Below are 21,765 nucleotides of genomic sequence, written 5' to 3' on the forward strand. Positions count from 1 at the left end.
CCGGAACCGGCGTCAACCGGGGCACCGGACGACCGGCAGCCGACGGCGGCGGCCAGCGGTGCCGGTCCGTACCTGCGGGTGACGGACCTGCGGGTGCGCTTCGACACCACCGACGGCGTGGTGCGTGCGGTCGACGGAGTCTCGTTCAGCGTCGACCGGGGCCGCACCCTGGGCATCGTCGGTGAGTCCGGTTCGGGCAAGAGCGTGACCAGCCTCGCCGTACTCGGGCTGCACGATGCCCGGCGGACCACCATCACCGGCAGCATCTCGCTCGGCGGCCGGGAACTGGTCGGGCTGGGCGACGAGGAGATCCGCCGGCTGCGTGGCCGGGACCTGGCGATGATCTTCCAGGACCCGCTCTCCGCGCTGCACCCCTACTACACGGTGGGCCGGCAGATCGCCGAGGCGTACCGGATCCACCACCCCCGGGCGTCCCGGCGGGTGGCCCGGCAGCGCGCGGTGGACATGCTCGGCCGGGTCGGCATCCCACAGCCGGCGAAGCGGTTCGACCAGTACCCGCACGAGTTCTCCGGTGGCATGCGGCAGCGCGCGATGATCGCGATGGCCCTGGTCAACGACCCGGCCCTGCTGATCGCCGACGAGCCGACCACCGCGCTGGACGTGACCGTGCAGGCGCAGATCCTCGACCTGCTGGCCGACCTCCAGGCCGAGTTCCACTCCGCGATCATCCTGATCACCCACGACCTCGGCGTGGTCGGCCAGGTCGCCGACGACGTGCTGGTGATGTACGGCGGCCGGGGCGTCGAGCACGGCACGGTCGAGCAGGTGCTGCGCCGGCCGCAGCATCCGTACACCTGGGGCCTGCTCTCCAGCGTGCCCTCCCTGCACGGCCCGGCCGACGCGGACCTGGTCCCGATCCGGGGAAACCCGCCCAGCCTGATCGACCTGCCGAGCGGCTGCGCGTTCCACCCGAGATGCGGGTACGCCGGTCGTACCGGCGGCCGGTCGACCAGCGAGGTACCCGAGTTGCGGCCCACCGACGAGCCGGGTCACCTGGTCGCCTGCCACCTGCCCGCCGTCGACCGGGTCCGGATCCGCACCGAGGAGACCGCCCACGTGGGAGCCGAGCTATGAGTGCCCCTGTCGAGCCGTTGTTGCAGGTGAAGGGGCTGACGAAGCACTTCCCGGTCCGGGGCGGGTTCCGGACCACCGGCCTGGTCCGTGCCGTCGACGGTCTGGATTTCGAGGTACGCCCCGGCGAGACGCTCGGCCTGGTGGGGGAGTCCGGCTGCGGCAAGACCACCACCGGCCGGATGCTGGTCCGGCTGCTGGAGCCGACCGGCGGGACGATCACCTTCGAGGGCCGGGACATCACCCACGCCCGACGGGGTGCACTGCGCCCGCTCCGCCAGGACCTCCAGATCATCTTCCAGGACCCGTACGCCTCACTGAACCCCCGGCACACGGTGGGCCGGATCGTGGCGATGCCGTTGCAGGTCAACGGGGTCCGGCCGCCGGGCGGGGTGAAGGCCCGGGTACAGGAGCTGCTGGAGCTGGTCGGCCTCAACCCGGAGCACTACAACCGGTACCCGCACGAGTTCTCCGGCGGTCAACGGCAGCGCATCGGCATCGCCCGGGCCCTGGCCCTGCGCCCCAAGCTGATCGTGGCCGACGAGCCGGTCTCCGCCCTGGACGTGTCGATCCAGGCGCAGGTGATCAACCTGCTCCGCGACCTGCAACGCGAACTCGGCCTGGCGTTCGTCTTCATCGCCCACGACCTGGCCGTGGTCCGGCACTTCTGCCAGCGGGTCGCGGTGATGTACCTCGGCCGGATCGTCGAGATCGGTGACCGGGCGGACATCTACGAGCGCCCGCAGCACCCGTACACCCGGGCCCTGCTCTCGGCGGTTCCGGACCTGACCCGGCTCGGTCCGGCCGGCCGGATCCGGCTGACCGGGGACGTGCCGACCCCGCTGGACCCGCCCTCGGGGTGCCGGTTCCGGACCCGCTGCTGGAAGGCCCAGGACCGGTGCGCCACCGAGGAACCCGCCCTGGTGCCGCGCGGTGGCGGACAGGAGACGGCCTGCCACTTCCCGGAGGAGGGGCCGGTGGACGGGCCGGTCGCCGACGTGCTGGAGGTGGCCGAGTGAGCCGGTCCGGAGCGGAGCGGGCGGCCCGAGTGAGCCGGTCCGGAGTGGGGAAGGTGGCGGAGTGAGCCGGTCCGGAGTGGAGAAGGTGGTGCCGGACGGGGCCGGGCCGGTCGGTGAGCCGGGCGTCATGTCGGAGGAGCGGAAGGCGTTCGTCGGCCGTTCCCCGGGACAACTCGCCTGGGCCCGGCTGCGCCGGGACCGGACGGCCATGGTCAGCGGTGGCGTCCTGGTGGTCCTGATGGTGCTCGCGCTGGCCGCGCCACTGATCTCGAAGCTGTACGGGGTCGGGCCGAACGAGCAGTTCCAGGAGCTGCTGGACGGCAACGGCATGCCGCTGGGCTACGTCGGCGGGATCACCGGGGACCACTGGTTCGGGCTGGAACCCGGGCTGGGTCGGGACATCTTCATCCGCATGATCTACGGGATGCGGACGTCGCTGTTCATCGCGTTCGCCGCCGCCCTGGTCACCACCACGATCGGGGTGGTCGCCGGCATCGTCGCCGGGTTCCTGGGCGGGATCGTCGACACGGTGATCAGCTGGATCACCGACGTCGCGCTGGCGCTGCCCTTCCTGATCTTCGCGTTGGCCGTGGTGCCGACCGTGGCGCTGCGGTTCTACGGTCCGCGCGAGGAGGTGCCGGCCTGGTTCCAGGTGGCAGTATTGATCGGGATCTTCGCCGCGTTCGGCTGGACGAGTACCGCCCGGCTGGTCCGGGGACAGGTGATCTCGTTGCGGGAGCGGGAGTTCGTCGAGGCGGCCCGGGCCAGCGGGGCGGGGCTGGGGCACATGCTCTTCCGGCAACTGCTGCCGAACCTCTGGGCGCCGATCCTGGTCGCCTTCTCGCTGGCGGTGCCGCAGTACATCACCGGGGAGGCGGCGCTGTCCTTCCTCGGTATCGGGATCCTCGAACCGACCGCCGACTTCGGTCGGATGATCTTCCAGAGCATCCCGTACCTGCAGACCGACCCGGCGTACGTCTTCTTCCCCGGCATCACCATCTTCGCGCTGGTGCTGGCCTTCAACCTGTTCGGTGACGCGCTGCGCGACGCGCTCGACCCGAAGTCTTCCCGGTAGGGGGTCCGGACGATGACGCGATTCCTGGTCCGGCGGCTGCTCACCGCCGTGCTCACCCTGTTCGCGGTGAGCGTGCTGAGTTTCCTGATGTTCTTCGGACTGCCCCGTGACCCGGTCAGTGGCATGTGCCCGAAGAACTGCAACGCCGAACGGCTGGAGCGGGTCCGCGAGGAGCTGGGGCTGCGCGACCCGCTGGTCGAGCAGTACGCCAACTACATGAAGGGCATCGTGGTCGGCCGGGACCTGGGCAGCTCCCAGGGCGGCCGGTGTGAGGCCCCGTGCCTGGGCTACTCGTACGTCAACAGCGAGGCGGTCACCGACACCCTCGCCCGGGTACTCCCGGTGACGCTGAGCATCGTGATCCCGGCGGCGATCCTCTGGCTGCTGCTCGGGGTCGGGCTGGGCATGGTCTCCGCGCTGCGCCGGGGCACCCTGCTGGACCGGCTGGCCATCGGCTTCTCGCTCACCGGCGCCTCGTTGCAGCTCTACTTCGTCGGTGCGGTGCTGCTGCTGATCTTCACCTACCACCTGCGGATCACCCCGGTGCCGAACTACACCTCCATCTTCGACAATCCGGTGAAGTGGGCCAGCGGCCTGGTGCTGGCCTGGGTGGCGTTGGCGTTCCTGTTCTCCGCGATCTACGCCCGGCTGTCCCGGGCACAGATGCTGGAGACGCTGTCGGAGGACTTCGTGCGGACGGCCCGGGCCAAGGGGCTGGCCAAACGGAAGGTCTACGGCCGGCACGCGCTGCGGGCCGCGATCACCCCGGTGGTCACCATCGCCGGGCTGGACGTGGGCAGCGCGCTGGGCGGGACGGTGATCACCGAGACCACCTTCGGTATCCAGGGGCTGGGGCGTACCGCAGTGGACGCGGTCCGGGCGGGTGACCTGCCGACCATCATGGCGACCGTACTGATCTCGGCGGTCTTCATCGTGGTCGCCAACATCGTGGTGGACATCCTGTACGCCACCATCGATCCCCGGGTGCGGTTGCGATAGAGCATCGGCTGGCCCGTGAGCATGGAAACTTCCGCCGGACTCTGCTAGACAAACCGTAGCTTTTCTACAGATTCTGCCACGCTGAACAGGGTTAATCAGGGAGGAGGCGCGAGATGCGCCTAAAGAGGGCAGCCGCCGCCGGCGGAGCGCTCGCACTGCTCGCGGTCATGGGCGCGTGCAGCGAGAACAAGGGCACCGACACCTCGGACGACACCACCCGGGTGTCCAGCGGATCGATCGCCGCCGACCCGAAGGACTCGATGGGTCCGGCCGCCGAGGTGCCCGGAGCCGCCAAGGGGGGCACCTTCCGGATCATCCGGGAAACCAAGATCTCGCACATGGACCCGCAGCGGGTCTACTCGTTCGCCGGCCTGATGAACGCCCCGCTCTACAGCCGCTTCCTGACCACCTTCAAGGACGACGGTTCCGGCAAGGTGACCCTCGTCGGTGACCTGGCCGAGACGCCCGGCAAGGACGTCAACGGCGACTGCAAGGTCTGGGAATTCACCATCAAGGACGGCGTGAAGTTCGAGGACGGCCGGCCGATCACCAGCAAGGAGATCGCGTACGGCATCGCCCGCTCGTTCGACCCGGACCTGACCGGTGGCCCCACCTACCTCCAGGAGTGGCTCGCCGACACCCCGCAGTACGACACCAAGTGGAACTTCAAGGCCAACAAGACCGCGCTGCCGCCCGGCCTGAGCACGCCGGACGCGAAGACGCTGAAGTTCGAGTTCGCCAAGCCGCACTGCGACCTGCCGTTCGCCGCGTCCCTGCCGTACACCGCGCCGCTGCCGGCGGACAAGGACACCGGGGTCAACCTGGACAACGCCCCGTTCTCCTCCGGGCCCTACAAGGTCACCAAGAACCAGGCCGGCGTCGAGACCGTGCTGGAGCGCAACGAGCACTGGGACGCCAAGACCGACCCGGTGCGGCACGCGTACCCGGACAAGATCGTGTGGACCTTCGGCCCGGACAGCGAAGCGGGCGCCAACCGGGTGATCGCCGACAACGGCGACGACCAGACCGCGCTGGCCTGGAACGGTGTCCCCTCCGCGCTGGTCGCCCGGGTCACCGGGGACGCCGCGCTGAAGCCGCGCTCGGTGCAGGGCCCCACGCCCAGCCTCTGGCGGCTGACCATCAACACCGAGCGGGTCACCGACCTGGCGGTACGCCAGGCGCTCAACTACGCCATCGACCGCTCCGGCTTCATCAAGGCGTACGGCGGTGAGGCCTCCGCCCGCGCGGTCACCACGCTGCTGCCGCCGTCGACCATCGGTTACGAGCAGTACGACGCGTACCCGGCCGGCCCGACCGGCGACGTGGAGAAGGCCAAGGAGTTGCTCGCCGGCAAGACCCCCGAGCTGGTGCTCGGCATCTCCGACGACTCCACCGAGCTGGCCACCCAGCTCAAGGGCAACCTGGAGAAGGCCGGCTTCAAGATCACGGTGAAGACCATCCCGACCGACGCCAAGCTCGACGAGGTGGGCAAGAAGGGCAACCCGTGGGACATCTACACCGACCAGTGGGCGGCTGACTGGCCCAGCGGCGCGGCGATCCTGCCGGTGCTCTTCGACGGTCGCACCATCAAGGCGGAGAACAACAGCAACACGGCGTACGTCAACAACGACGCGATCAACGCCGAGTTCGACCGGATCCTCGCCCTCCCCGTGACCGAGCAGGGCAAGGAGTGGGCGAAGCTCGACCAGCGGATCATGAAGGAACTCGCCCCGGCGGTGCCGCTCTTCGTCGAGAACGGCTACTACCTGCACGGGTCGAAGGTCGGGGGGATCTTCATCTCCAGCATCTTCGGCTACCCGGCCCTGGTGAACGTCCACGTCAAGCAGTAGTCGCCCGACTGCGCTGAGGTGTAAGGAAGGGCCCCTTTTTAACACGTGAGTGTTAAAAAGGGGCCCTTCCTCTACCGAAAGCGTTAATAGGGGGCCCTTCCTTACACCCCAGCCCTCAGTTCAGGTGGGTGCGGAGGAAGTCCAGCTCCAGGGCGAGCAGGCGTTCGGCGGTGCCGCCGGCCGCCATGTGGGTCGCGCCGGTCAGCGGGATCACCGCGTGCGGCCGGCCGGTGGCCAGCAGCGCGGCGGAGAGGCGCAGCGTGTGCGCGGCCACCACGTTGTCGTCGGCCAGCCCGTGCACCAGCAGCATCGGCCGGGCGTCGTCCGGGCGGATCACCGGCTCGGCGGCCAGCTCGACCAGCGAGTGGTGCGCGTACACCTCGACACCCTCGGCCGGCAGCCCCAGGTAGCGCTCCGTGTAGGCGGTGTCGTAGAGCGCCCAGTCGGTGACCGGGGCGCCGACGATGGCGCAGCGGAACAGCTCCGGCTGGCGCAGCACCGCCAGCCCGGCCAGCCAGCCACCGAACGACCAGCCCCGGACCGCCACCCGCCCGAGGTCCAGGTCCGGGTGTTTCCCGGCGAGTGCGGTCAGCGCGTCGACCTGGTCGAGCAGCACCACGTCGGCGACCCGCCGGTGGATCACCTTCTCGAACGACGGTGCGACGCCGGGGGTACCCCGGTTGTCCACGGTGACCACCGCGAAACCGCGGTCGGCCCACCACTGCCGCTCCAGCCACGCGGACCGGGCGGCCACCACCTCCTGGTGACCGGGTCCGCCGTACACGTCGAGCAGAACCGGCAGCCGGCGCCCGGACACATGGTCGCGGGGGTAGAGCACCGCGGTCGGCAGCCGCCGGTCGGTGACCCGTTCCAGCACCGGGCGCGGGGCGTACGGCGGGGTTGCCGCGAACGACCGCAGGGTGGCCAGCTCGGTGTCGCCCCGCCACACCGTCCACCGGGTACCCGGGTGGTCGAGTGAGGCACTGCCCACCACCAGTACGTCGCCGCCGACCGCAGCGGTGTGCCAGCCCGGATCGGTGGTCAGCCGGCGGGCCTCCACCCCGGCCCCGATCGTCGTGCGGACCCGGAACAGGTGCCGCTGGCTCGGCTCGCCGTCACTCGCCTCGACCAGCAGATCGGCCGGCCCGTCGCCGGTGGCGAGCCGCCCCACCACCCGGCGGACGTAGAGCGAGGGCGGGGTGAGCAGCGTCCCGTCGGCGAACAGGCAGCGGGCGTCGTACCCGTCGTGCGCCAGCTCCCCGCCGACGAGTACCCGGCCGTCCGGCAGGTGCGCCGGGGTGCCCGGGATCGGCTCCACCCAGCGCGGGTCGGCCAGTTCCGCGTGCACCTGGGTCTCGCCGGTACGCGGGTCGATCGCGAGCACCAGGCCGTGCTGCTGCAACCGGCGCAGCACCGTGATCAACGGTCCGCTCTCAGCCCAGTGCACCGACACCAGGTACGGGTAGGTCTCCCGGTCCCAGTGCACGTCGACCCAGCCGCCGTCCAGGTCGAGCAGGTGTAGGCTCACCTCGGCGTTCGGCCCGCCGGCCGCCGGGTAGGCGGCGCTGGTCGGCTCGCTGTCCGGGGCGGCGGGGTCGTGGGTGTACCAGCGGGGCAGGCGGCTCTCGTCGACGCGGGCGGCGAGGACGGACCGGCCGTCCGGCGCCCACCAGTAGCCCCGGTACCGGCCGAACTCCTCCGCCGCGATGTGCTCGGCCACCCCCCAGGAGACCCCGGAGTCCTCCCCGGCGAGCAGGTTGTCGGTGCCGTCGGGCTCGATCACCCGGAGCTGACCGGTCCCCTCGGCCTGGGTGACGTAGGCCAGCCGCTGACCGGTCGGATCGGGTTGGGGGTCGATCACCGGCCCGACGGTCGTGACCTCGACCACGTCCCGGTGCACCAGGTCGGCCCGGAACAGGCGGCCGGCGACCGTGAAGACGGCCACCCGGGCCGCCGGGTCGGTGGCGTACGAACCGATGCCGGCGGCGGAGAGTCGCAACCGTTCCCGCAGGGTCCGTTCCGCCGGGGGCAGGGCGGCCAGGTCGGCGTCCGCGCCGAGCAGCGCCGCCGGGTCGGCGACCAGGCGTTCCCCGCCGGTCGCCACATCCAGCAGCCAGAGGGCGTCGGCCGGGTCCTCAGGGCCGCCGGACCGCAGGAAGATCACCCGCGACCCGTCGTCGGCGACTGTGACGGCGCGGGGGGTGCCCCGGGTGAAGCGGCGGGTACGGGCGGCCAGCTCCGGATACTCCACACCGAGATCGTAGAGGGGTACCCGCGGTGATGTGGCCTACCTGCGTGGACGCGTCAACGTCGGTGCGCCCGACCAGGGCACTAGAGTGGCGGTCGTGACTGACCTGCCCGACCGCCGGCTCCTGCTGGTCCACGCGCATCCCGACGACGAGGCGATCGGCACCGGCGCGACGATGGCGTACTACGCCGCCGCCGGTGCCCACGTCACCCTGGTCACCTGCACCCTCGGCGAGGAGGGGGAGATCCACGTACCGGAGCTGGCGCAGCTCGCGGCTGCCGAGGCGGACCAGCTCGGCGGGTACCGGATCGCCGAACTGGCGGCGTCCTGCGCGGCGCTCGGGGTGACCGACCACCGGTTCCTCGGCGGCGCCGGCCGGTACCGGGACTCCGGGATGATGGGCATGCCGACCAACGACCACCCCCGGGCGTTCTGGCGGGCCGACCTGGAGACCGCCGCCGGTCAGCTCCTGGCGGTGATCCGCGAGGTCCGTCCACAGGTCATGATCACGTACGACGACAACGGCTTCTACGGTCATCCCGACCACATCCAGGCGCACCGGGTGGCGATGCGCGCCGCCGAGCTGGCCGCCGCAGAAGGCATCGGACCAGCCAAGATCTACTGGACGGCGCTGCCGAAGAGCGTGCTCGCCGCCGGGATGAGTGCCTTCGCCGAGTCGTCGGACAACCCGTTCGCCGGGGTCGACCAGCTCGACGAGCTGCCCTTCGGTACCGACGACGAACAGATCGCCGCCCGGATCGACGCCACCGACCAGCACGCCGCCAAGGAGGCGGCGATGCGGGCGCACGCCACCCAGATCCCGGAGAACTCCTGGCTCTACTCCATCGCCGGGAACTTCGGGGCGGAGTTCATGGGGGTGGAGTACTACACCCTCGCCGCAGGTGTCCGTGGCCCGGGCGCCGGGCCGTACGGCTGGGAGGACGACCTCTTCGCCGGGCTGCCGCTGGACGGCCCGGACCCGGCCGGGTCGGCGGGCGGCCCGGACCCGGCCGGACCGGCGGTGCGGACCCCGGCGGAACCGGGTGCGCCGGAAGCGGCCGGCGTCCGGTGACCCTGCCGAGCCCGCCGATGTCCGCCGCCGTACCCGAGCAGGCTCCACCGGCCGACCCGGCCCCGCCGGAGTCCTGGCGGCGTACCGCGGACCTGGTGCTACGGGCGGTGGCCGGCGTGCTCGCGGTCTCCGGTGCGGTGCTGACCGGGCTGGTGGAGCTGATGCTGGCCGGGGTCCGCGCCGGTGGTCACCTGATCGGCGTCGCGGTACCCGTGGTGGTGGTGGCCAACCTGGTGCTGAGCTGGTTCGCCCACCGGGCGGTGGGTGCCGGCTGGGCGGTCGCCCTGCCGGCGGTGCCGTGGTTCGCGGTGATGGTCGTCGCGGCGGTCCGCACCGACGAGGGGGACCTGCTGCTCGCCGGGGACAACTGGGTCGGTCTCGCCATGATCGTCGCCGGTGCGATGACCTTCGCGGTGATGGCGTTCCGCCTCGTCCTCGCCCCGGCGGCGGCCCGTTCCAGGTGATGACGTCCACAGCTCCGGGTGGTACATATTCCTGCCAGGAGACCCCGGTAAGAGCGGGGTGATACAGCGGGAGGCGTGGATGAGGGAGCGTTGGCTGCCGGTCGGGGTGCTCGCCGGTGTGCTGTTCGTGGTCAATGTGGTGGCCCGGTTGGTGACCCGGTTCGGGTTCGACGGCGACTCCGAGGCGGCTGACCGGATCTCGCTCGGCATGTTCGCGGTGATCGGGCTGATCCTGGCGGTGGTCGCGTTCGTGCAGGGCCGGCGGCTGCCGGTCGCCCGGTGGGGTGCGGATTTGGCCGCGGCGGTGCTGGTGGCCATGGCGCTGACCGTCCTGGTCGGGCCGTTCCTCAGCGGCAGCCAGCCGTTCGCCGACGGGGCGGGCGGGTTCTTCGCCCAGATCGGGCTCTACGCGGCCTTCGCCGCCGGTGGGGCGCTGCTCGGTTACCTGGTACTCACCGCGCTGGGCTGGGACCACCGCTCGGAGTCGCTGCGCCGGTACGCCGAACTCAAGCAGTCCAAGCCGCGTCGGGTGGTACGCCGCTGAGCGTCCGGGCCGCCTGTCCGCTGAGCGTCTGGGCTCGCGCTGCCCGGGGTGTTAAGAAGGGGCCCTTCCTCTACCGGAAGCGTTAATAGGGGGCCCTTCCTTACACCTATCCACCGTGTGCTTCGCGGCGGGTGAGGTAGGTGTGGTGGGTGCGGAAACCGAGCCCCTGGTAGAGCGTCACCGCTGCGGTGTTGCGCTGTTCCACCTGGAGGAAGGCGGCGGTGGCGCCGGTCTCCCGGCCCCAGGCGGCCAGGGCGGCGATCACGTGCCGGCCGAGACCGCGTCGCCGGGCGTTCTCGGCTACCTCGACCAGGCTCAGCCCGAGCCAGCGGTCCGGTCCGGTCACCGTGCCCCGGGCGATGGCGACCAGTTCGCCGCCGTCGTACACCTCGGCGAAGCGGAGCTGGTCGACGGCGGTCAGCACGTGCCGGGCCGCCGGTGGGAAGCCACCCTTGCGGCCGGCGGCCAGCCCGATCCAGTCGTCTGACGGGGCCTCGGCCAGCCGGACCGGGGGCAGGCCGGTGGCCGGCGGTGCCGCGTCGATGACGGTGTCCAGCGGGGCGGTCTGCACCAGGACCAGCGGGCTGGCCGTCCAGCCCCGGGCGTCCAGTTCGGCGCCGACCGGACTGGCCAGCGGCAGCGGGGTGTTGATCTGGGCAGGCTGCTCCCGGTCGGCGTACCAGGCCTGCACCGCGTCCACGGCGGCCGGCAGCGGCCGGTCCGGGTCACCGACCGGCAGGGCCGAGTTCGCCCGCCCGGTCCAGCCGTCGGCGCTGCGCAGCAGCCAGTCGCCGAGGCGGTGCTGGTCGGGTGCGGGCCATGCCTCGTTGGCGGCACGTTCCAGGGCGGCCATCGCGGTGGCGGTCGGCCGTCGGGCCGGTGGCACCCGTTTGGCCCGGTGTACCTCCGAGTGGGGTACCCGCAGCCGGCCCTGGGCGGTGGCCAGAGTGAGATGGGTCTCGCTCAGCTCCACCAGCTCGCCCAGCGCGTCGGAGAAGAGCGTCCGCCCGTCGCAAATCCCCACAATCCGCCGGACTACGATCCGGTGTCCCACATCCTGCCGTCGGAGCATGGTCGACCCCCTCCCCGGCGAGATACTAGGCTCTAACCGTCGCGGGTGATCGCGGCGTAGCTTGCGGAGGAGAAGACCGGTGACCTACATCATCGCCGAGCCCTGCGTGGACGTGCTCGACAAGGCATGCATCGAGGAGTGCCCGGTCGACTGCATCTACGAGGGCAACCGGATGCTCTACATCCACCCCGACGAGTGCGTCGACTGCGGTGCCTGTGAGCCGGTCTGCCCGGTCGAGGCGATCTTCTACGAGGACGACGTGCCGGAGCAGTGGAAGGACTACACCTCGGCGAACTACGAGTTCTTCGAGGACCTCGGTTCGCCGGGCGGCGCTTCCAAGATCGGCAAGGTGGAGAAGGACGCCACGTTCGTGGCCGCCCAGCCGCCGCGCGGAGAGGGCCACTGAACCGCCCAGCGGCCGTCTCGGCCCGGCTACCCGAGTTCACCTGGGACGCCCTGGACGCCGCGGCCGTACGGGCTGCGGCACACCCGGGCGGGCTGATCAACCTCTCCATGGGTACGCCGGTCGACCCGGTGCCGCCGGTCATCCAGGCGGCGCTGGCCGGGGCGGCCGACAGCCCCGGGTACCCGCTGACCGCGGGCACTCCGGCGCTGCGTGCGGCGATCACCGCCTGGGTGCGCCGGGCCTGCGGGGCGGCGGAGGGGTTCGGCGTGCTGCCGACGATCGGCTCCAAGGAACTGGTCGGTTGGCTGCCCACCCTGCTCGGCATCGGTCCCGGCGACACCGTGGTGGTCCCGCGCATCTGCTACCCGACCTACTCGGACGGGGCGCGGCTGGCCGGTGCCGACGTGCTGCGTACCGACTCGCTGACCGCAGCCGGTCCGACTCCCCGGGTCCGGCTCGTCTGGGTCAACTCGCCCGGTAACCCGACCGGTCAGGTGCTGCCCACCGCGCACCTGCGCAAGGTGGTCGACTGGGCCCGGGAGCGGGGCGCGGTGGTCGCCAGCGACGAGTGCTACCTGCCGTTGGGCTGGGAGGCCGAGCCGGTCTCGGTGCTCTCGCCGGAGGTCTGCGGGGGCTCGTACGACGGGGTGCTGGCGGTGCACTCGCTGTCCAAGCGTTCCAACCTGGCCGGGTACCGGGCCGGCTTCGTGGCCGGTGACCCGGCCCTGGTCGCCGAGCTGCTCAAGGTCCGCAAGCACGCGGGGATGATCGTGCCGGCGCCGGTGCAGGCCGCCATGGTGGCCGCCCTCGGCGACGAGGAGCACGCCACCGCGCAGCGGGACCGGTACGCGGCCCGGCGGGTCCGGCTGGCCGAGGCGTTCACCGCAGCCGGGTTCACCATCGAGCACTCCGAGGCCGGGCTCTACCTCTGGGTCACCCGGGGCGAGGAGTGCTGGCGCAGCGTCGAGTGGCTGGCCGAGCGGGGCATCCTCGCCGCGCCCGGCGTCTTCTACGGTCCCGGCGGGGAGCGGCACGTACGGGTGGCGTTGACCGAGTCGGACGAGCGGATCGCCGCCGTACCCGACCGGCTGCGGCACTGATCCGCCCGGTACCTGATCGAGACGTCGAGGTACCTGCTGATGGTGGAGACAGGCGGTTCGCCGGTCCGGGTGGCGGTGGTCGGTACCGGCCTGATCGGTGGTTCCATCCTGCTCCGGCTGCACCAGGCCGGTCTGCCGGTGACCGGGTGGGACCCGGATCCGGCGACCCGGGCCGAGGGGCGGCGGCAGGGGTTGGCCTTTCCCGACGAGCTGGTCGACGCGGTCCGGGACCGGGACGTGGTGTTCCTCGGTGCCCCGCTCGCCACCCTGCCGGAGATGCTGGGCCGGATCGGCGGATGGACCGGTGAGGGGTGCCTCCTCACCGACGTGGGCAGCACCAAGTCGGCCGTCGCGGCAGCCGCGACGGCGTACGGGCTGGCCCACCGCTTCGTACCGGGACACCCGATGGCCGGTGCCGAGCGGGCCGGGCTGACCTCGGCCGCGCCGGACCTCTTCACCGGGGCCGCCTGGGTGCTCTGCCCGACCGCCGAGACGCTGCCCGACCGGTTCCGGATGCTGGCCACCCTGATCCTGGACGTGTTCGGGGCGCGGATCGTGCCGATGTCCCCGACGGTCCACGACTCGGTGGTCGCCCTCGCCTCGCACGTGCCGCACCTGCTCGCCGGCAGTCTCGCCGGGGCCACCGCCGGCTCACCGGTCCGCGAGGCGGTGCTCGGCCTCGCCGCCGGGAGCTTCCGGGACGGTACCCGGGTCGCCGGTACGCCGGCGAAGCGGACGGTGGACATGCTGATGAGCAACCGCGCGGAGATCCTCGCGCAGTTGGCCGGGGTGACCGCGTTCCTGGACGGGCTCGCGGCGGCCCTGCGGTCCGGAGACGATGAACAGCTACTCGCGCACTACCTGCGGGCACAGGCGTTACGTGCCGCCCTCCCCGACCGCGGGCTGTCCCGGTCCCGGCGCTCCTTCCCGGTTACCGGTCCGGTCGACGAGGAATTGCGGTTCCTGCTGGAGCTGGGTGCCGCCGGGGGGCACCTGACCGGCTGCGACGTACGGGACGGGACGGTGACGTACCTCGTGCACCGTCCGGACCACGACGAACCCGGCGGGGACGGCGCCGCGCCGCTAGGGTGAAGCCATGGTCGATGCCCCGGTCGTCGCGGTACGCGGCGAGGCGTTCCGTGAGGTCCCCCCGGAGATCGCCCGGTTCACCGTCACGGTGGTGGCGCGGGACCGGGACCGCCAGGCGACCCTGACCCGGCTGGCCGAGCGGGCTGCCGCGATCCGGGTGCTGATCGAGGAGTACGGTCCGGCCGTCGATCGGCGGGAGACCGGTGACCTGCGGGTCCGACCCGAGTTCAAGCGCTCCGGGGAGCGGGTGGTCGCCTATCACGGCAGTGTGGCCACGACCGTGACGATGACCGACTTCGCGGTGCTCGGTGAGCTGATGCTGCGGCTGGCCGAGCAGGACCAGGTCGAGGTGGCCGGCCCCTGGTGGTCGCTGCGCCCGGACAGTCCGGTGCACCGGGAGGCCCGGCACGCGGCGATCCGGGACGCGGTGCAGCGGGCCCGGGAGTACGCGGAGGCGCTCGGCGCCCGGGTGACCGCCCTGCTGGAGCTGACCGACACCGGGATGACCAATCAGCCGATGCTGACGCGGGCGGCGTTCGGGTTCGGTGGCGGGGCCGAGTCGGCCCCGGAACTGGACCTGGATCCGCAGGTGCAGACCGTGCAGGCCGGCGTGGAGGCGCGGTTCGCGATCAGCGAGCCGGTCCTGGACCGGTGAGCGCCACCCCGCCCGCACCGCGCGGGTGCACCTTCGACCAGCTCGCGGACCGGGCCCGGGTACTGGCCGACGCCGGGCCGCGTCAACTCCTCGGCATCGCCGGTGCGCCGGGTGCCGGGAAGTCGAGCCTGGCCGAGCGGATCGTCGCCGCCGTCGGACCGGCTGCCCGGCTGGTGCCGATGGACGGTTTCCACCTGGCCCAGGTCGAGCTGCGCCGACTCGGCCGGATCGAACGCAAGGGTGCGGTGGACACCTTCGACGCCAACGGGTACGTCTCCCTGTTGCGCCGACTGCACCGGCTGGAGCCGACGACGGTGTACGCGCCGGAGTTCCGCCGTGATCTGGAGGAGCCGGTCGCCGGGGCGATCCCCATCCCGCCGTCGGTACGCCTGGTGGTGACCGAAGGGAACTACCTGCTGCTGCCCATCGATCCGTGGGACGAGGTGCGATCGCTGCTGCACGAGGCGTGGTTCCTCGATCTGGATGCGGGGGATCGGTTGCGCCGGCTGACCGAACGGCACGTCGCGTACGGCCGGTCCCTGGCCGAGGCGGAGGCGTGGGCGCGGGGGAGCGACGAGGCCAACGCCACCCTGGTGGCCGGCACGGCCCGGCGCGCCGACCTGGTGGTCCGGCTGGCACCGGCCTGACAACCCGTCCGCCCGGTCATCGGCCTGGCGGTGCCATCGGCGCCTGCGCTGAGCCAGAATCCCAGCTCGTCGTCGGTGTTTCCGTGATTGAAGCAGAGCAAAGCGGCCGGGGCGGGGGTGGCCTTCGCCCGGGTCAGCCGGTTCCGGCCCGGGGCGCGGGTATCGCGCCGCTGAGCAGGGTGGCCACCCGGGCCCGCTCACGGCGGTACTCGGGCGCCTCCGGGTAGCCGCTGTGGTTGCGGATCGGCGGATCGGTCACCTCACCGCCGCTCGGGTGCAGGGCGGCCGGGTCCCGGACGACCACCTCCCGCTCGCCGGCGGTGACCTGCCAACCGAGCGGGTCGGTGTCCCGCCAGAAGTTCGTCCAGCCCGGCTCGGCATGACCACCCGGGCGGTCGGTGCCGCCGCCCCCGTCCGGATCCGCACCGTCGTCGTGGCTCAGGGCGGCGGTCAGGGTACGCAGCCGGTCCGGCCCGAAGAAGGCGGGGAAGACCCGGCCGTAGAGGCGGGTGAACTGGCAGCCGTAGGAGAAGAACCAGATCCGGCGCCGCCACTGGGCCGGCATCTGGAGGATGACCGCTGCGGAGATCACCGCACCCTGGCTGTGCCCGGAGAGGATGATGGCGTCCGCCTTGTACGAGTGTGTTGCGGGCAGGGCCAGCAGCCCGGCGGTGCGCGTCTGCAACTGGGGCACCGCCCGTTCGGCGTAGCTCGGCGGTGCGAGCGGGTGGGCGGCCCGGGGCCAGAACGTGCCGACGTCCCAGAGGACCCCCACCGAGCGGCGGACCGTGTCGTTGCGGTAGACCAGCAGGCCGACCCCGGAGATGGCGACCGGTAGCCAACCGAGCAACGAGTCGCCGATGTCCACGGCGGTCTTCAGGACGACCTCCCAGCCGGTGGGCTGGGCGGGTACCGGACGGGTGTGGGCCAGTCCACCGGCGAGGCCGGCGACAGCGAGCGGAACGGTACCGGCCGCGAACCAGCCGGACAGGCGCAACGCGTGCCCGCCGACCAGCCGGTGCAGCGCCTGGAAGGCGGCCACGTCCCGGCACCGTCGCAGGTCGTGTCCGGACAGCGGGGCCGCCGGACGGGTGAGCGCGGCGAGCCGTCGGCGGCGCAGCCCGACGAAGAGGCACCAGGCCCGCAGCCCGGTCAACGCCAGTCCGACCAGGGCGACCAGGAAGGCCAGCCCGGCCCACATCACCGGCAGCGGCGGGGTGATGGCGGAGAGACCACTGGGGGTGGCGCCGTTGTTGAGCCAGTCGGTGGCCCAGTACAGCCCGCCCGCGCTGTAGGCGATGCCGAGCAGCCAGCCGAATCCGGCGAGCACCGCCGGGCCGCAACCGCCCCAGGCGACCCCGTCCTGGCGATGCGGCGGGGATCCTCCGGAGGCGGACGGCGTACGCGGAAGCAGCAGGCCGAGGGCGGCCAGGGCGACCGCCGGGGCGGCCACCAGGGGAGTGCTCAGCCAGTCCGGCGCCGGGGGCGCGCCGGGCAGCCAGCCACCGAGCCAGCCGCAACCGAGGACGATCAGCACCACCCCGGTGGCCGGTACCAGCAGTGCCCGACGACCGGACCGGGAGACCGCCCCGATGGCGAGCAGCAGGATTGCCTGACCGGTGCCGTACCAGGCGATGATCCAGTCGAACCCGGGCAACGAGCGGTCCTCCCGGCATCCGGGGACACCGCCGTCGAGGGTGCAGCCGTCGGGTGGGCGCTGGTCGGCCAGCGGGATGCCGGCCGGTCCGTCCGGCAGCAGCAGCAGGGCCACCGTGCCGACCAGCCCGGCGAGGGTGAGGACGGCGATCAGGGCACTCCACGGCCCGAGCGGGGTGTCCCCGGCCCGCCGGCTCAGGTACGGCTGACCGAGCGCGACCAGGGTGATCACCAGCGGAACGGCGAGCAGGGACACGGTGGACCAGGCGAGGATCGCCCGACCGCCGGTGGGCGGGTCCATCACCAGTACGGCGCCGAGTGGCACCGCTGAGGCGATCACCACACCGGTGCAGAGGTGCAGTACCGCCGCACGGCGTACCTGGCCCTCCCCGCACCAGAAGGTGGGATCCTGGAGGGGGTTCGTCAGCGGACCGGGGTCCGGTGCCCCGGTACCGGCCGGCATGGCCGCCTCGTACTGGTAGGTGCGCCAGGTGAGCAGCCCGATCACGGTGAGCAGGCCGAGCGGGACGAGCAGCCCGATGGCGAGGGAGTGGGCGCCGGTACCCCACCAGCCGGATCCGAGGAACTCCCACGGGCCGGGTATCCGACGCAGACAGTGGTTGTCCACGCACTGCCAGCCGATCAGGTCGACCCCGATGCCGGTGGCGGCGAGCACCAGGGTGCCGGTGAGGCTGAGGCAGAAGAGCCGGATCAGCCAGGCGGCGACACCGGGCCGGTCCCGCCACCGTTCGGTCTCCGGGTCGGCCGGGATGTCCGGTCTGGCGTGCAGTGCGACGTTGGCCAGGGTGAACGGGAGCAGTGCGGTCCACAGCGCCCGTTCCACATCCTTCGCGGTACGCGCACCCGACGTGAGCTGACCCCAGCTGTACGCCTCGACGGCGACCGGTTCGGCCGGGTCGGGTGCGGTCGACCGGTAGAAACCGGTCATGGCGTCGCCCGCGACCAGCCACGGGGTCGGGCCGTCGTTGCCGGGTTCCGGGGTCAGGCACAGAATGTCCGCCGGTGGGGTGTTCGATACCCCGTGTACGCGTAGCTCCACAACCCGAGCAGCCATCGCGTCCTCCCCTGGGAGTGATGACCTCACTACCCAGAGTGCTCCTCCCGGGTGCTGCGCGGCTAGTTGATTCACCCGTACGTGAATAGTTGTTTTCGCAGCTCATGCCGGGCGAAGGTCGACCGTCGCGCCCGGCGGGGGGCGATCATGTCGCTTCTGTCGACGAAGTCGCCTTCTTTGCATATTTAGTAATATTTCTGACTCCATGATGGATACCGAGTATGTAAGTCTGGTTGTGGTCAATGTAGACCATCCGTCTGTAACAACGCCCCACGAGGAGGTTCGCGTTGCGGCGAACACGGAAACTCACCGGTGCCGGGCTCGTGCTCGGCCTGGTACTCGGTGCCCCTGCGGCCGGCTGGGCCGCGCCACCCGACCGTCCCGGTTCCGCAGTGGCCGGTGCCGGAGCGGTCCCCGCCGGTGCCGGGCGGGGACCGGGCGTCCCGGCCACCGTCACCCTGCTGACCGGTGACCGGGTCACGCTGACCGCCGGTGGGGCGGTGAGCGTGCGACCGGGGGCCGGCCGGGAGCACCTCCGCTTCCTGGTCACCCGGGCCGACGGGCACGTCCGGGTGGTACCGCAGGACGTCGTGGCGCTGCTGCGCACCGGCCGGGTCGACCAGCGGCTCTTCGACGTCACGGAGCTGGTGGAGTCCGGGTACGACGACGCGCGGCGGGACGCCCTCCCACTGCTGTTGACGTACCGTCCGGGCGCTGACCGGCGGACCGCCACCGCGACCGCCGGGATCCGGATCACCCGGGACCTGCCGGCGATCGGGGGCGTGGCGGCCACCGCGGCGAAGGACCGGGCCGCGACGGTCTGGGCCGGGCTCACCACGGCACGCTCCGGTGCCCGCGTCGACACGGCGGGGGGCGTCGACAGGATCTGGCTCGACGGCCGGCGCCGGATCAACCTCGACCACAGTGTGGCGCAGATCGGCGCGCCCGCCGCGCACGCCGCCGGTCTGACCGGGCGTGGCGTGACCGTCGCGGTACTCGACACCGGGGTGGACACCGCGCACCCGGACCTGGCCGGGCGGGTCGCCGAGGCGCGCAACTTCAGCGAGGCGCCGGACGAGGGTGACACCGTCGGGCACGGTACGCACGTCGCCTCCACCATCGTCGGCACCGGCGCCGCCTCCGGCGGGAAGTACCGGGGCGTCGCCCCGGACGCCACCGTGGTCTCCGGCAAGGTCTGCGAGTCCTTCGGTTGCACCGAGTCGGCCATCCTGGCCGGCATGCACTGGGCGGCCAGCGAGAAGCGGGCCATGGTGATCAACCTGAGCCTCGGTGGCCGGGACACCCCGGAGACCGACCCGCTGGAGGAGGCGGTCGAGACCCTGACCGCGCAGACCGGTGCGCTCTTCGTCATCGCCGCCGGCAACGACGGCTCGGACGGGTCGGTCGGCTCACCGAGTACCGCGGACTCCGCGCTGTCCGTCGGCGCGGTGGACCGCTCCGACCGGCTCGCCGAGTTCTCCAGCCGGGGCCCCCGGGTCGGTGACGACGCGATCAAGCCCGACCTCACCGCGCCCGGGGTGGACATCGTGGCGGCCCGGGGTGCCGGGACCGAACTCGGTGACCCGGTCGGCGAGCAGTACGTGACCCTCTCCGGCACGTCGATGGCGACCCCGCACGTCGCGGGTGCGGCGGCGCTGCTCGCCCAGCAGCATCCCGACTGGCGTGCCGGGCAGCTCAAGGCCACCCTGATGGCCTCGGCGAAGCCCCACCCCGGCCAGACGGCCTACCAGCAGGGCGCTGGCCGGGTGGACGTGGCCCGGGCCATCACCCAGACGGTGACCAGCGAGCCGACCTCGGTCTCGTTCGGCCGGGCGCTCTGGCCGCACGACGACGACACCCCGGTCACCCGGACGGTCGGCTACACCAACCCGGGTGGTACGGCGGTCACGCTGGACCTCTCCCTCGTCGCGGCCGGCCCCGGCGGTGCCCCGGCGCCGGCCGGCATGTTCCGGCTCGGTGCCGAGCGGCTGACCGTACCGGCCGGGGGCCGGGCGGAGGTGACGGTGACCGCCGACACCCGGGTCGCCGCCCCGGACGGGCACTTCACCGGTCAGCTCGTTGCCCGCTCCGGCACCGGACTGGTGACCACGCCGCTCGCGGTGCACCGGGAGGTGGAGAGCTACACCCTCACCCTGGACCACCGGGACCGCTCGGGCCGGAAGACCACCAACTACGACACCCTGCTGGTGGGGCTGGACGGGTTCCGGTTCGACAGTGTGTACGACCCGGACGGCGTGGCCGAGCTGCGGGTGCCCAAGGGCCGGTACGGGTTGACCAGCTACCTCTGGACCACGGACGCGGACGGCAACTGGACCAGCTTCACCATGCTCGCCCAGCCGGAGCTGGTGGTCGGCGGGGACCTGCGGATCGCGGTGGACGCCCGGCGGGCCAAGCCGGTGAAGACCACCGTGCCGGACCGGTCGGCCACGCCGGCGCTGATCGACCTGACCGCCAACTTCCTGGCCGACGAGGGCTCCTACAGCATCGGGCTCTGGGCGGACAGCTTCAGTGGGCTGTCCAGTGGGCAGCTCGGCCGTACGGTCAGCGGTGAGCAGTTCGTGGCCACGGTCAGCAGCCAGTGGGCCGACCTGAGGGCGCCGAGCAGCCCCTACCTGTATGCGATGGCCGAGGCATTCCCCGGCCGGATGCCGACCGGGTTCCTCAAGCACTACCGCAGCCGGGACCTGGCCACGGTCACCCACCGGTTCCGGGGCGGCGACCCGGAGCTGCTCACCGAACGGATCGTCATCCCGGAGCTGGTCGGGCACAACACCGGAGCCTCCGCGATCATCCTGCCCACTGCGGTGCCCGGTCAGCGGACCGAGTACTACAACGTCAGAGGTACCCGGTGGGAGACCGAACTCGACTTCGGGATCCGCAACGAGGACGGCTGGCTGGACGTGAAGTCGGTCCTGGTCTCCCCGCCCACCGCCTACTCCGGTGGCCGGCGCTACGCCGAGGTCTGGAACACCGCCCCGTACGGGCCGGTCTTCCCGCCGGTGCGCTGGGGCGACGAGGGGATCACCCGGCGGGGTGACGTGATCGGTGTCCTCCTGCCGGTACACGCCGACAGCGCCGGGCACCTGGGTGGTTCGCTCAACGACAGCGCCCGGACGGCGCTCTACCGCAACGGGACGTTGGTCGGGGAGACGACCGACGCGGGATGGGGTGAGTTCGAGGTACCGGCCGAGGCGGCCGACTACCGGGTGGAGACGGTCGCCCGGCGGAGCTTCACCGACCTTGCCACCGAGGTCGGGGTGAGCTGGACCTTCCGCTCCCAGCACGCCAACGGGGACGAGCCGGTGTCGCTGCCGGCGATGACGGTGCGGTTCGCACCGAAGCTGGACGTCACGAACAGTGCACCGGCCGGGAAGGCGTTCGAGATCCCGGTCACCGTGGACCGGCAGGCGGGTGCCCCGGCCGCCGGTGTGCGGACGCTGACCGTCGACGTCTCGTACGACGGCGGGCGGACCTGGGTCGCGGCGGGGATCCGGGCCACCGCGCACGGCTGGGTGGCGCGGGTCGTCCACCCGGCCGGCACCGGCCACGCGTCGCTGCGGGCCACCGCAACCGACACCGCCGGTAACACGGTCAGCCAGCACGTCATCGGGGCGTACCGGCTGACGTGACCGGAACCCGTCCGGACCCCGACCACCCGGCCGGGGTCCGGACGGCGTCCGG

General features: G+C 72.2%; 17 protein-coding genes. 14 read left to right on the top strand and 3 right to left on the bottom strand.

Going from position 1 to position 21,765, the window contains the following annotated elements; translation table 11 throughout:
• Positions 1-72 precede the first annotated feature (72 nt).
• The 5 genes from V6U90_RS06615 to V6U90_RS06635 all read left to right on the top strand — a co-directional run bounded on the left by V6U90_RS06615 (position 73) and on the right by V6U90_RS06635 (position 6,035).
• Positions 73-1,095 (top strand): ABC transporter ATP-binding protein, encoded by a 1,023-nt coding sequence (locus tag V6U90_RS06615; protein WP_334432476.1) that lies wholly within the window; start codon positions 73-75, stop codon positions 1,093-1,095.
• On the top strand, positions 1,092-2,111 hold the full coding sequence (locus tag V6U90_RS06620; RefSeq protein WP_334432129.1) for an ABC transporter ATP-binding protein: 1,020 nt from the start codon (positions 1,092-1,094) through the stop codon (positions 2,109-2,111). The genes V6U90_RS06615 and V6U90_RS06620 overlap by 4 nt, the downstream gene beginning before the upstream one ends.
• Before the next feature lie 61 nt (positions 2,112-2,172).
• Positions 2,173-3,186, top strand: coding sequence for an ABC transporter permease (locus V6U90_RS06625; RefSeq protein ID WP_334432132.1), 1,014 nt, complete (start codon positions 2,173-2,175; stop codon positions 3,184-3,186).
• A gap of 12 nt (positions 3,187-3,198) precedes the next feature.
• Positions 3,199-4,185 carry an ABC transporter permease gene (locus V6U90_RS06630; RefSeq protein ID WP_334432135.1) on the top strand — a complete coding sequence of 329 codons (987 nt, stop codon included), beginning with the start codon at positions 3,199-3,201 and terminating at the stop codon, positions 4,183-4,185.
• 113 nt (positions 4,186-4,298) lie between these two features.
• Positions 4,299-6,035 (top strand): ABC transporter substrate-binding protein, encoded by a 1,737-nt coding sequence (locus tag V6U90_RS06635; RefSeq protein ID WP_334432137.1) that lies wholly within the window; start codon positions 4,299-4,301, stop codon positions 6,033-6,035.
• A gap of 115 nt (positions 6,036-6,150) precedes the next feature.
• Here V6U90_RS06635 and V6U90_RS06640 read toward each other — a convergent pair whose 3' ends face one another.
• Positions 6,151-8,286, bottom strand: a complete 2,136-nt coding sequence (locus V6U90_RS06640) for a S9 family peptidase (protein WP_334432139.1) — start codon at positions 8,284-8,286, stop codon at positions 6,151-6,153.
• 85 nt (positions 8,287-8,371) lie between these two features.
• Here V6U90_RS06640 and mshB point away from each other — a divergent pair, with 85 nt between their 5' ends.
• The 3 genes from mshB to V6U90_RS06655 all read left to right on the top strand — a co-directional run bounded on the left by mshB (position 8,372) and on the right by V6U90_RS06655 (position 10,363).
• Complete coding sequence (mshB, locus tag V6U90_RS06645) at positions 8,372-9,355, top strand: N-acetyl-1-D-myo-inositol-2-amino-2-deoxy-alpha-D-glucopyranoside deacetylase (RefSeq protein ID WP_334432142.1); 984 nt, start codon at positions 8,372-8,374, stop codon at positions 9,353-9,355.
• 17 nt (positions 9,356-9,372) lie between these two features.
• Entirely contained in the window at positions 9,373-9,819 is a 447-nt protein-coding gene (locus V6U90_RS06650; RefSeq protein WP_442933542.1) for a hypothetical protein, read from the top strand.
• Between the two features lie 79 nt (positions 9,820-9,898).
• Positions 9,899-10,363: a hypothetical protein gene (locus V6U90_RS06655; protein WP_334432146.1), complete on the top strand. Its 465-nt coding sequence runs from the start codon at positions 9,899-9,901 to the stop codon at positions 10,361-10,363.
• A gap of 106 nt (positions 10,364-10,469) precedes the next feature.
• Here V6U90_RS06655 and V6U90_RS06660 read toward each other — a convergent pair whose 3' ends face one another.
• Entirely contained in the window at positions 10,470-11,435 is a 966-nt protein-coding gene (locus tag V6U90_RS06660; RefSeq protein ID WP_334432148.1) for a GNAT family N-acetyltransferase, read from the bottom strand.
• A gap of 79 nt (positions 11,436-11,514) precedes the next feature.
• Between V6U90_RS06660 and fdxA the strand changes: the two genes are divergently transcribed.
• Genes fdxA through V6U90_RS06685 form a run of 5 tightly spaced genes read left to right on the top strand, consistent with a single transcriptional unit; the run spans position 11,515 to position 15,332 of the window.
• Positions 11,515-11,841 (top strand): ferredoxin, encoded by a 327-nt coding sequence (fdxA, locus tag V6U90_RS06665; RefSeq protein ID WP_312882260.1) that lies wholly within the window; start codon positions 11,515-11,517, stop codon positions 11,839-11,841.
• The gene (gene dapC / locus V6U90_RS06670; protein WP_334432478.1) at positions 11,838-12,941 is read left to right on the top strand and encodes a succinyldiaminopimelate transaminase; all 1,104 of its coding nucleotides are present in this window, start codon (positions 11,838-11,840) and stop codon (positions 12,939-12,941) included. Before fdxA ends, dapC begins: the two co-directional genes overlap by 4 nt.
• 39 nt (positions 12,942-12,980) lie before the next feature.
• Positions 12,981-14,033: a prephenate dehydrogenase gene (locus tag V6U90_RS06675; protein ID WP_334432152.1), complete on the top strand. Its 1,053-nt coding sequence runs from the start codon at positions 12,981-12,983 to the stop codon at positions 14,031-14,033.
• Between the two features lie 4 nt (positions 14,034-14,037).
• Entirely contained in the window at positions 14,038-14,685 is a 648-nt protein-coding gene (locus V6U90_RS06680) for an SIMPL domain-containing protein (protein ID WP_334432155.1), read from the top strand.
• Positions 14,682-15,332 carry a nucleoside/nucleotide kinase family protein gene (locus V6U90_RS06685; protein WP_334432158.1) on the top strand — a complete coding sequence of 217 codons (651 nt, stop codon included), beginning with the start codon at positions 14,682-14,684 and terminating at the stop codon, positions 15,330-15,332. Before V6U90_RS06680 ends, V6U90_RS06685 begins: the two co-directional genes overlap by 4 nt.
• 133 nt (positions 15,333-15,465) lie before the next feature.
• On the opposite strand, the gene V6U90_RS06690 is transcribed toward V6U90_RS06685, so the two are convergent.
• Positions 15,466-18,063 (bottom strand): hypothetical protein, encoded by a 2,598-nt coding sequence (locus tag V6U90_RS06690; RefSeq protein WP_334432160.1) that lies wholly within the window; start codon positions 18,061-18,063, stop codon positions 15,466-15,468.
• 287 nt (positions 18,064-18,350) lie between these two features.
• Here V6U90_RS06690 and V6U90_RS06695 point away from each other — a divergent pair, with 287 nt between their 5' ends.
• The gene (locus V6U90_RS06695; protein ID WP_334432162.1) at positions 18,351-21,713 is read left to right on the top strand and encodes a S8 family serine peptidase; all 3,363 of its coding nucleotides are present in this window, start codon (positions 18,351-18,353) and stop codon (positions 21,711-21,713) included.
• Positions 21,714-21,765: the final 52 nt, after the last annotated feature.

It is taken from the genome of Micromonospora sp. CPCC 206060 (assembly GCF_036906895.1).
Classification (GTDB): Bacteria; Actinomycetota; Actinomycetes; order Mycobacteriales; family Micromonosporaceae; genus Micromonospora.